The organism is Streptomyces sp. NPDC002490, assembly GCF_040296045.1.
GTDB lineage: Bacteria > Actinomycetota > Actinomycetes > Streptomycetales > Streptomycetaceae > Streptomyces.
In genome coordinates this window covers 1-11449 of the sequence record NZ_JBEOWM010000091.1, presented here as the reverse complement: position 1 = coordinate 11449, position 11449 = coordinate 1, and the positions used below count along the sequence as shown (strand labels likewise).

3 protein-coding genes are annotated in these 11449 nt (G+C 73.3%); all 3 read right to left on the bottom strand.

Features of this window, described 5'->3' with window-relative positions; translation table 11 throughout:
- On the bottom strand, positions 1-3916 hold a 3916-nt coding region (locus tag ABT092_RS30180), incomplete at its 3' end, for a type I polyketide synthase (RefSeq protein ID WP_351249563.1).
- Positions 3917-4013: 97 nt separating this feature from the next.
- Positions 4014-8975 carry a type I polyketide synthase gene (locus tag ABT092_RS30175; protein WP_351249561.1) on the bottom strand — a complete coding sequence of 1654 codons (4962 nt, stop codon included), beginning with the start codon at positions 8973-8975 and terminating at the stop codon, positions 4014-4016.
- Between the two features lie 171 nt (positions 8976-9146).
- Positions 9147-11449, bottom strand: a 2303-nt coding sequence (locus tag ABT092_RS30170; protein ID WP_351249559.1) for a type I polyketide synthase, incomplete at its 5' end; no start/stop codon positions are given.

The window sequence follows — 11449 nt, the reverse complement described above, 5'->3', positions numbered from 1 at the left end:
TCAACACCACCAACCGCGAACCACCAAACCGCTCCTCCCCCAACCACCACTGAACCCCCAACAACACCCGCTCCAACAACCCCGAAACACCCTCACCCACACCACCCACACCACTACCAAACGCCCGCAACACCACCACCCCAGGCACACCCACCACCACACCCGACACCACATCATCAAAATCCACCACATCCACCACATCCACAGAACCACCCACACCACCCACCCCAGAACCACCCGCCACCACCCACTCCACCCGATACAACGACTCCGGGTAGCTCAGGCCGCTGCCGCCGGCGAGTTCGGCGGCCGTGGTGGGACGCACGGTCAGCGACTCCACCGAGGCGACGGGCTCGCCCATGGCATCGGCGACGTGCACGGTGAAGCTGTCACCGCCGAGCGGTGACAGCCGCACCCTCAACGAGGACGCACCGGTGGCGTGCAGGGTGACCCCGCGCCACTCGGCGTTCAACCGCGGACGTGCGGGGCGCCCGGCCTCGGCCGCGGAGTCGAGCAGCGCCAGGCTTCGGACCGCGGCGTCCAACGCCGCAGGGTGCAAGCCGAACCGCTCGGCGTCCTTCGCCGCCTGCTCGGGCAGGGCGACCTCGGCGAACAGCTCGTCATCGAGGCGCCAGACGGCGCGGAGCCCCTGGAAGACGGTGCCGTACGTCAGCCCCGCCTCCGCGTACCGTTCGTGCAGGTCCTCGACCGACACGGGGGTCGCCCCGGCAGGCGGCCACGCTCCGAGGTCGGACTCGTCCGCCACGGCGCGCCCGCCGGTACCGAGCTCACCGAGGGCGTGCAGCGTCCAGGGGGCGTCCCCCGCACTCTCCTCGGCACGCGAGTAGACCCGCACCGGGCGGGTTCCCGCGTGGCCCGCCGGCGCCCCCACGGTGACCTGCACCTGCACTCCGCCGCGTTCGGGCAGCACCAACGGCGCCTCCAGCGTCAGCTCCTCCACCACCCCGCAACCGACCTGGTCACCCGCGCGGACGGCCAACTCCACGAAACCGGTCTCGGGGAACACCACGGTCCCGACTGTCACCCGATCGGCGAGCCAGGTGTGGCTGGCCGCGGAGAGGCGTCCGGTGAACAGTGCGCCGTCCGAGTCCGCGAGCATCATCGCGGCGCCTAGCAACGGGTGGTCGGCGGAGTCCAGTCCGGCCGACGCGATGTTGCCGGTCTCCGAGACGTTCTTGACCCAGTAGTGCTGGTGTTGGAAGGGGTAGGTGGGGAGGTCTACGGGCCGGGTGTGGGTGTGGGGGATGTGGGTGGTCCAGGTGATGGGGTGGCCGTGGGTCCAGAGGTGGGCGAGCGCGGTGAGGGTGTGGTGGGGTTCGGGTTTGTTGCGGTGGAGGAGGGCGTGGGCGTGGGTGTGGTCGGGGAGGAGTGGGGTGGTGAGGGCGGTGAGGGTGGTGTCGGGTCCGATTTCCAGGTAGCGGGTGACACCGTCTTCGATGAGGGTGTGGATCGCGTCGGTGAAGTGGACGGTTTCGTGGATGTGGGTGACCCAGTACTCCGGGCTGGCCAGTTCGGCGGGATCAGCGTGCGTCCCGGTCACGGTGGACACGAAGGGGAGGGTGGGTTCGCTGTAGTCCAGGGTGTGGGCGAGTTGGGTGAACTCGTCGAGCATGGGGTTCATGAGGGGCGAGTGGAAGGCGTGCGACACCTTCAGGTAGGTCGCCTTACGACCCCGGGCCTTGAACGCGTCGACGACGGCGCCCACGGTGGCGGTAGTGCCCGAAACGACCACGGAGTTCGGCCCGTTGATCGCGGCGATAGACGCGTCCATGGCCTCGCCGAGAAGAGCACGCACCTCGTCTTCGGTGGCTTGGACGGCGGCCATGGTGCCGCCTTCGGGCAGGGCTTGCATCAGCCGGCCGCGGGCCGCGACCAGAGCGGCTGCGTCGGCGAGGGAGAACACCCCGGCCACGTGCGCGGCAGCGATCTCACCGATCGAATGCCCCGCCACCACATCCGGCCGCACCCCCCAGGACTCCACCAACCGGAACAACGCCACCTCAACCGCGAACAACGCCGGCTGCGCGAACTCCGTACGATCCAGGAGTGCGGCTTCGTCGGACTCTTCGGCGGCGAACATCACCTCGCGCAGCGGCCTCGGAAGCGACGCGTCGAGATGCCCACACACCTCGTCCAACACATCCGCGAACACCGGGAACGCCTCCACCAACCCACGCCCCATGCCCAACCGCTGCGCACCCTGACCCGTGAACAGGAACGCGAGGCGGCCGTCGGTCACCGCGGCCTCCACGACGTGGGGGGCCTTCTCCCCATCGGCAACCGCCCGCAGTCCCGCGAGCAGGTCATCGCGTCCGGTGCCCACGACCACGGCGCGCCGCTCCAATTGGGCGCGCGTGGTGGCGAGCGCCGCTGCGATGTCGCTGAGAGGCGGAGCGTCCGCGCCTTCCAGTAGTTCCACCAGTTGTGCGGCCTGTGCACGCAGCGCTGCCGGGCTCGCGGCGGACACGGGGCAGAGTACGGGCAGGGAGCGCCCCGGTTGCTCGACGGCCTCCTGCGGGGCGCGCTCCTCCTCGGGGGCCTGTTCGAGGATGACGTGGGCGTTGGTGCCGCTGATGCCGAAGGAGGACACGCCTGCCCGGCGCGGTGCGGTGCCGTCCCACTCGACGGCTTCGGTCAGCAGCCGGACGTGGCCGGAGGTCCAGTCGACCTTGGTGGACGGCTCGTCGACGTGGAGGGTCCTGGGCAGGGTTCCGTGGCGCATGGCCATGACCATCTTGATGATGCCCGCCACCCCCGCCGCGGCCTGGGTGTGGCCCAGGTTCGACTTGACGGAGCCGAGCCACAGGGGCTTGTCGGCGGCCCGGTCGCGACCGTAGGTGGCGAGGAGCGCCTGGGCCTCGATGGGGTCGCCGAGGACGGTGCCGGTGCCGTGCGCCTCGACCGCGTCGACCTGGTCCGCGGAGAGCCGTGCGCTGGCCAGGGCGTCCCAGATGACGCGTTGTTGGGAGGGGCCGTTGGGGGCGGTGAGGCCGTTGCTGGCACCGTCCTGGTTGACCGCGGAGCCGCGCACCACCGCGAGCACCGGGTGGCCGTTGCGCCGGGCGTCCGACAACCGCTCCACCAGCAGCAGGCCGACGCCCTCGGACCAGCCCGTGCCGTCCGCCGCCTCCGCGAAGGCCTTGCACCGGCCGTCCGCGGCGAGCCCGCGCTGCTTGCTGAAGGCGATGTAGGGGTCGGGGGTGGCCATCACGGTCGCGCCGCCGGCGAGCGCGAGGGCGCACTCGCCCTTGCGCAGGGACTGGATGGCGAGGTGGAGCGCCACCAACGACGAGGAGCACGCCGTGTCCACCGTCACCGCAGGGCCTTCGAGGCCCAGGGTGTAGGAGACGCGACCGGAGAGCACGGCCGCGTTGCTGCCCGTGGACAGGTACGCCTCGGCTTCTTCGGGGAGCTTCAGTTCGAAGTAGGTCTGCCCGTTGGTGCCGGCGAAGACGCCGACGCGGCCTCCGCGCAGCGAGTCCGGTGCGATGCCGCCGCGCTCGAAGGCTTCCCAGGCGGTCTCCAGCAGGAGGCGCTGCTGGGGGTCCATGGCGAGCGCCTCACGGGGCGAGATGCCGAAGAAGGCCGGGTCGAACTGGCCCGCGTCGTAGAGGAATCCGCCCTTGTGGGCGTAGTCGGCGTCGCCGGAGCCGCCGGTGGCGGTCTCGGTCTCCCAGCCCCGGTCCTCGGGGAAGTCCCCGATGGCGTCACCGCCCGAGGCCAGCATCCGCCACAGGTCCTCGGGGCTCCGTACGCCGCCGGGGAGCCGGCAGCTCATCGCGACGATGGCGATGGGCTCTTGGCCCGCCTCCTCCATCTCCCGGAGCTGCTGCTTCGTGGCATGCAGGTCCGCGGTGGTCCGCTTCAGGTAGTCGAGGAGCTTCGCTTCGTTCACGTTCGCCATCGGGGCCTCGCCGTCGGTCATCTCCCGGAAGCAGCCTGCGCGGGAGGTTCGGGAAGAGAGTGGTGTGGGCTGGGTGCTGGACTACGGCTCAGGAGAGCCCGAGTTCCTTGTCGAGGAAGTCGAAGACGTCCTCGGCCGTCGCGGTGTCGAGGCGCTCGACGACCGTGGGGCCTGCCGTGGACCCGGGGTCACCCGGTCCGGCGCCGGCGGCGGCCCGGGCGTCGAGGTCGGCGACCAGGGCCCGGAGCCGGTGGCTGATGCGGCTGCGTTCGATCTCCTCCGGGGAGAGGGCCGCGGCCACGGACTCGATGCGTTCCAGCTCGGCCAGTACGGGCACGGTCACGGCCGCCCCGCTCGGGCACAACGCGCCGTGCAGGTGGTCGGCCAGCGCTTCCGGGTTGGCGTAGTCGAAGAGCAGGGTGGCCGGGAGCTTCAGTCCGGTCACGGCGCCCAGGCGGTTGCGGAACTCGACCGAGGTGAGCGAGTCGAACCCGAGTTCGTTGAAGGCGCGGCTCGACTGCACCGCGGCGGGGTCGTCGTAGGCGAGGACCAGTGCGACCTGTCGGCGCACCAGGTCGAGCACCTCGCGTCGTTGCTCGCCCTCGGGCAGCGCCGCGAGCCTGACGACCAGGTCGGGGGCGGCCTCGGCGGGACCGGCCGGGTCGGCACCGGCACCCGTGGCGGCGAGGGCGCGGACCTCGGGGAGGCTTCCGATGAGCGCGCTCGGCCGGGTCGCCGTGAAGCCCGCCGCGAGGCTCGGCCAGTCGGCGTCGAGCACGCCGACGCAGGACGACGGTCCGTCCAGGGCCCGTTGGAGCGCGGTGAGGCACGCTTCGGGGTCCATCGGGGCGAGGCCGCGCCACCAGGAGCGTTCCTGGGACGCCTCCTCGCCCGCCATGCCGCCGCCGTCCCAGGGGCCCCAAGCCACCGAGGTGGCGGCGAGGCCGAGGGCCCTGCGGTGCTGGGCGAGGGCGTCGAGGTAGGCGTTGGCGGCGGCGTAGCCGCCCTGCCCCGCGCTGCCGAGCAGGCCGGCGACGGAGGAGAAGGTGACGAAGGCGGTCAGGTCCCGGTCCGCGGTGAGTTCGTGCAGGTGGCGTGCGGCCTCCGCCTTCGGTCGGCGGACGCCGTCGAGCCGGTCGGGGGTGAGGGAATCCAGCACGCAGTCGTCCAGGACGCCCGCCGTGTGGAGGACGGCGGTGAGCGGGTGCTGCGCGGGCAGGGTGTCGAGGAGCGTCGCGAGCTGGGCGCGGTCGGCGACGTCGCAGGCGGCGATGGTGACCCGGGCGCCGAGTGCGGTGAGTTCGGCGGTCAGTTCCTCGGCTCCGGGGGCCGCGGGGCCGCGGCGGCTGGTGAGGACGAGGTGTTCGGCGCCGCGCCGGGCGAGCCAGCGGGCGACGTGCGCGCCGAGGGCGCCGGTGCCGCCGGTGACCAGGACGGTGCCGTGCGGGTGCCAGCCGGCGCCGGCGCCGGCGAGGGTGGTGTCGGCGGGGACGTGGACGAGGCGGCGTCCGAAGACGCCGGCGGGGCGCACCGCCACCTGGTCCTCGGGCTCGGCCCCGGTGCCCGCGGCGACGGTGGAGACCAGGCGCCTCGCGGAGCGCTCGTCGGGCACGGGCGGCAGATCGACCAGGCCGCCCCAGCGTTGCGGATGTTCCAGCGCGATGACCCGGCCGAGGCCCCACACCTGGGCCTGCTCCGGGTGGGGCAGTTCTTCGGCGCCGCTGACCGCGACGGCGCCGCTGGTCAGGCACCACAGGGGGGTGTCGAGGTCGGTGTCGCCCAGTGCCCGGGCCAGGGAGACGGTGGCGGCGAGGCCGTGCGCACCGGTGGTGAGGGCGAGCAGGGAGAGCACGGCGCGCACCGGCCCGCCGTCGTCGTGCGCGGCGCGCAGCCGGTCACCGAGCGCACGCCGGGCGGCGTCGGTGCCGGTCGGGTCCCCGACCGCGTCGAGGCGGGCCAGTTCGGCTGCGTCCACGGTGACCGTGCGCGCCGTCGCGCCGAGGGAGCCCAGGGCCTCGCCGAGCGCGGTGGCCCAACGGTCGGCGGCGGGTTCGTCGGGGGCGACGAGGAGCCAGGTGCCCACGGCCGCGGCGGGGTCGGCGGCGGGCTCGACGAGGTGCTGCCAGTCGACGCGGTAGCTCCGGGCGTCGGCGGTGGCTTCGGCCACGCGGCGGCTGCGCCAGGCCGCGAGCAGCGGGAGTACGGCGTCCAGCGAGTCGCGTGGAGCGCCCTCGGCGCGCAACGCGTCGGCGAGGGCACCGGTGTCGGCGTGTGCCACGGCGTCCCAGAACGCGGCGTCGCCCGCGCCGCCCGGTCCCCCGCCGCCTGCGGTGGCGGAGGCGGCGGAGTCCCCCTCCCACCAGTAGCGCTGCCGCTGGAAGGGGTAGGTGGGGAGGTCCACCCGACGACCGCCCCAGCCTTCGGCGACCCGCGGCCAGGCGATCCGTTCGCCGTGTGCGTGGAGTTCGGCGAGGGAGGTGAACAAGGTCTCCCGCTCCGGGCGGTCGGCCCGCAGCAGGGGGACGAAGAGGAGGCCCTCGTCGGGGGCGGCACACTGTCGGGCGAGGGTCGTGAGGTGGGCGCCGGGGCCGAGTTCGACGAAGGTGCGGACGCCGTTCTCCAGGAGGGTGGCGACGCCGTCGGCGAAGCGGACCGTCTCGCGTACGTGCCGCACCCAGTAGTCGACGGTCGTCAGTTCGTGGTCTCCGGCGAGTTTCCCGGTGAGGTTGGAGACGATCGGCAGCCGGGGGGCGCTCATCGGGATCGCCTCGACGACCTTGCGGAAGTCTCCGAGCATCGGTTCCATGCTCGGGGAGTGGAAGGCGTGGCTGACGTGCAGCCGGGAGGTCCTGGCGCCCCCCTCGCGCAGCCGGTCGGCGATGTCGAGGACCGTGTCCGCGTCGCCGGAGAGGACCACGGCCGAGGGCCCGTTCACGGCGGCCACACCGACCCGTTCGTCCAGGAGCGGGAGGACGGCCTCCTCGGTCGCCTCGACGGCCACCATGGCGCCCCCGGCGGGCAGTTCCTGCATGAGCCGTCCGCGGGCGGCCACCAGCGCGCAGGCGTCGGCCAGGGTGAACACCCCGGCGACGTGGGCCGCAGCGATCTCCCCGACGGAGTGGCCGATCAGCAGGTCGGGGTGGACGCCCCAGCCTTCCAACACGCGGAAGAGGGCGACCTCGACGGCGAACAGTGCTGCCTGGGCACGGCCGGTGAGGTGCAGCTCGGCCGCGTTGTGCTCGGAGTCGGCCGCCCACATCACCTCGCGGACGGGGGTGTCGAGCCTCGGATCGAGTTCGGCGGTGACGGCGTCGAACGCGGCGGCGAACGCGGGTTGGGACGCGTACAGTTCCCGCCCCATGCCCAGTCGCTGGGCACCCTGGCCGGTGAACATGAAGGCCGTGCGTCCCCCGGGCCCCCGGGGCGTGCCCCGGACGACCCCGGCGTCCTCCTCGCCTGCGGCCAGCGCGTCGAGGCGGCGCAGCAGCCCCTCTCGGTCGTCCGCGACGACGACGGCCCGCCGGTCGAAGGAGGCCCGCGTGGTGGCCAGGGAGAAGGCGACGTCGGCCGTCGAGGCGCCCGGGTCGGCGGTGAGCCGGGTGCGCAGTCGGGCCGCGGCGGCCCGCAACGACCGTTCGTCGCGGGCGGAGAGCAGGTGGGGCAACGGGCCCGGCTCGGCGACGGGCGGGGGGTCGGCGGGCGCCTCCCCCGCGGCCGCCTCCTCGATGATGACGTGCGCGTTGGTGCCGCTCAGCCCGAAGGCGGAAACGCCCGCCCTACGGGGCGCGTCGCTCTCCCAGTCGACCGCTTCGGTCAGCAGCCGGACGTTGCCCGCGCTCCAGTCGACCTGTGGCGTCGGCTCGTCCACGTGCAGGGTGCGCGGGAGCCTGCGGTGTCTGATGGCCTCGACCATCTTGATGACACCGCCGACTCCGGCAGCGGCCTGTGCGTGCCCCATGTTCGACTTGACGGAGCCGAGCCAGAGGGGATCGTCCGCGGGGCGGTCCCGGCCGTAGGTGGCGAGGAGCGCCTGGGCTTCGATGGGGTCGCCGAGGACGGTGCCGGTGCCGTGCGCCTCCACCACGTCCACGTCCCTGGCCGCGAGTTGGGCGTCCCGCAATGCCTGGCGGATGACGCGTTGTTGGGAGGGGCCGTTGGGGGCGGTGAGGCCGTTGCTGGCACCGTCCTGGTTCACCGCACTGCCCCGTATCACCGCGAGCACCGGGTGCCCGTTGCGCCGGGCGTCCGTCAGCCGCTCCAGCAACAGCACGCCCACGCCCTCCGACCAGCCCGCTCCGTCCGCGGCCCCGGCGAAGGACTTGCAGCGGCCGTCCGCGGCGAGCCCGCGCTGCTCGCTGAACTCGACGAACATGCCGGGGCCCGCCATCACGGTGACGCCGCCCGCGAGCGCCAGCGAGCATTCGCCGCCCCGCAGGGCCTGGGCGGCGAGGTGCAGCGCCACCAGCGAGGAGGAGCACGCCGTGTCCACCGTCACCGCCGGTCCCTCGAAGCCGAAGGTGTAGGCGATCCGCCCCGACACCAGGCTGCCGGCGGCGCTGCCGCCGGCGTAGTCGTGGTACATCAGCCCGGCGAACACCCCGGTCCTGCTGCCCTTGAGGGAGCCCGGGTCGATGCCCGCGCGTTCGAAGGTCTCCCAGGTGGTTTCGAGGAGCAGCCGCTGCTGGGGGTCGGTCTCCGGAGCCTCCCTGGGGCTCAGCCCGAAGAACACCGGATCGAAGTCGCCCGCGTCGTGGAGGAAGCCGCCCTCACGGACGTAGCTGCGCCCCGGGCGCCCGGGCTCCGGGTCGTAGAGGACGTCCATGTCCCAGCCCCGGTCGGTGGGGAACTGCCCGACGACGTCGACCCCCTCGTCCACGACGCGCCACAGGTCCTCGGGAGAGGTCACCCCGCCCGGGTACCGGCAGCCCATCGCGACGATGGCGATCGGCTCGTGCCTACCGTCCTCGACCTCGCGCAGCCGACGGCGGGTCTCGTGCAGCTCTGCCGTCGCGCGCCGCAGGTACTCACGCAGTTTCTGGTCATTCGCCATCGGTGTCTGAACCAATCTGGGGTCAGTCGGAGCCGGAGAGGATGCGGGCGGGAGGTCAGGAGGAGGCCATGGGGGCGCGCCGGAGGGCGAGCATCCGGGAACGGGCGCGGGGCCGCGGGGCGGGGAAGGACGGGGCGGGTGGCGGTCGGTCCCGCCACCGCCCGCGTTCCGCTACGGCAGTCCGACCTCACCGTCGAGCGCGGCGAACAGTTCGTCGTCGGTGGCCGACTCGAAGTCGGTACGGACTCCGGTCCCGAGCACCGAGCCGTGTCGGTCCCGCCACGTGCGCAACAGGGTCTCCAGCCTGCCGGTCACCTCGGTGTAGTCGTCCTCGGGCCCGCCGTCACTCAGCGGCGAGGCCAGCAACGCCGACTCCAAGCGGTCGATCTCCGCGCCCAGCGACTGTCCCGAGGAGAGCGTGGGAACCAGTTCGCCGGCCAGGTGGGCGGCGAGTGAGGCCGGGGTGGGGAAGTCGAAGACCAAGGTGGCGGGCAACCTGAGGCCGGTGGCCACGTTGAGCAGGTTGCGCAGGTCCACCGCGGCCAGCGAGTCGAATCCGACGTCCTTGAACGGCCTTTCCGGATCGAGGAGTTCACCGCTGTAATGACCGAGCACCGCAGCCGCGTTCTCCCGCACCAGATCGAGGAGGTGCAGATTGCGATCGGCGTCGTCCAACGCGGACAACCGCTCGGAGAGCGCCTCGGCCGCCGCGGGGGCCTGGGCCACCGCGGAGGAGGCCCGCCGCATCGGCGTGCGCACCAGCGTCCGCAGCAGCGCGGGCACCGACCCCCCGTCAGACGAACCGATCACCGAGGTCTCCACACCGACCGGCACCAGGACCGGCCCGTCCAGCGCCAGCGAGGCGTCCAACAGGTCGAGCGCCGCACCGGTGTCGAGCGGGCGCAGGCCCATGCGTCGCATCCGCTCCAGATCGGCCTCGACCAGCTCGCCGCCCATGCCCGAGGTCTCGGACCACAGGCCCCAGGCCAGCGAGAGCCCCGGTAGCCCCTCGGCCACCCGGTGCCGTGCGAGCGCGTCGAGGAAGACGTTGGAAGCAGCGTAGTTGGCCTGTCCCGCGCCCACGAAGAGCCCGGCGGTCGAGGAGAACAACACGAACGCCGCGAGTTCTTGATTTTGCGTCAGTTCGTGCAGGTGCCAGGCGGCGTCGGCCTTGGGACGCAGGACCGCGTCGAGGCTCTGCGCGGTCTGCGTCTCGATCAGACCGTTGTCGGCGACACCGGCCGTGTGGACGACCGCGGTGAGCGGATGTGCAGCCGGCACCTCACCCAGCAACTTCTCCAGCGCCGCGCGGTCCGCCACGTCGCAGGCGACGACGCGGACTTCCGCACCCGACGCGCCGAGTTCGGCACGGAGCTCCTCCGCCCCCGGCGCGTTCCCACCCCTACGGCTCACCAGCAACAGACGGCGGACGCCGTGGCGATCGACCAGGTGCCGGGCGACGGCGGCACCCAGGCCACCCGTGCCCCCCGTGATGAGCACGGTGCCCTCCGGGTCCAGGCCCGTTGCGGACGCCGAGCCGGCGGCACCCCGCTGTTCCCTGACGAGCCGGGGCTCCCACAGACCGCCCTCACGCAGTGCGAGTTCGGCGCCCTCGGCGGTGGCGGCCCCGGCCAGTCGCTCGTACGACGAGGCGGAGCCGTCCCAGTCCAGGAGGAGGAGCCGGGCCTCGGGCCGTTCGGCCTGCGCCGAGCGCACCAGACCCGCGAGCGGGGCGTGGACCAGGTCCACGCCGGCACCGCGCACGGGCCCGGGACCGGTGACCCCCTTGGTGAGGACGACGAGACGGGAGTCCGCGAACCCCGGGTCCGCCAACCAGCCCTGCACGGCTTCCAGCACGCGCGTGGTGGCGGTGCGCATCCGGCCGAGGGTCCCGCCGCCCTCCCGGTCGTCCGCCGGGTCGGCGGCGCAGACGAGCACCACGGTCTCCGGCGCGGGACCCGGGGCGGCCCGGAGCGAGTCGAGGTCGGCGAAGACCGGCACGTCGGAGCCGAACGCCGCGGCAATCGACTCGTCGGCGGCGACTCCGACCACGGCCCAGTCACCCGCCGGGGCCCCGGCCGCGGCCCCTTCGGCACGCTCGTTCCACACGGGTCGCAGCAGCGCGCCGGCCTCGTCGCCGGAGCGGTCCGCCGCCGCCAACTGCTCGGCGCTGACCGCACGCGCGGCCAGCGAACGGATGGAGATGACCGGAGCTCCGGTCGCGTCCGTGGCGAGCACCGACGCCTCGTCGCTCCCGTGCGAGGTCACCCGTACCCGCAGCGCCGTCGCACCCGTCGCATGCACGGTCACCCCGCTCCAGGCGAAGGGCAACCGCGGGCCCGAGGCGTCCGCCTGGCTGTCCCTCTCGTGGAAGAGGTTGGCGTGGAGTGCGGCGTCGAGGAGGGCGGGGTGGATGGTGAAGGTGTGGGTGTGGGGGTGGGCTTCGGGTGGGAGGGTGATTTCGGCGTAGGTGT

What these genes read in the sequence shown, in the direction of transcription:
- ABT092_RS30175 (WP_351249561.1), bottom strand. Translation starts at nt 8,975, where the DNA reads ATGGCGAATGACCAGAAACTGCGTGAGTACCTGCGGCGCGCGACGGCA.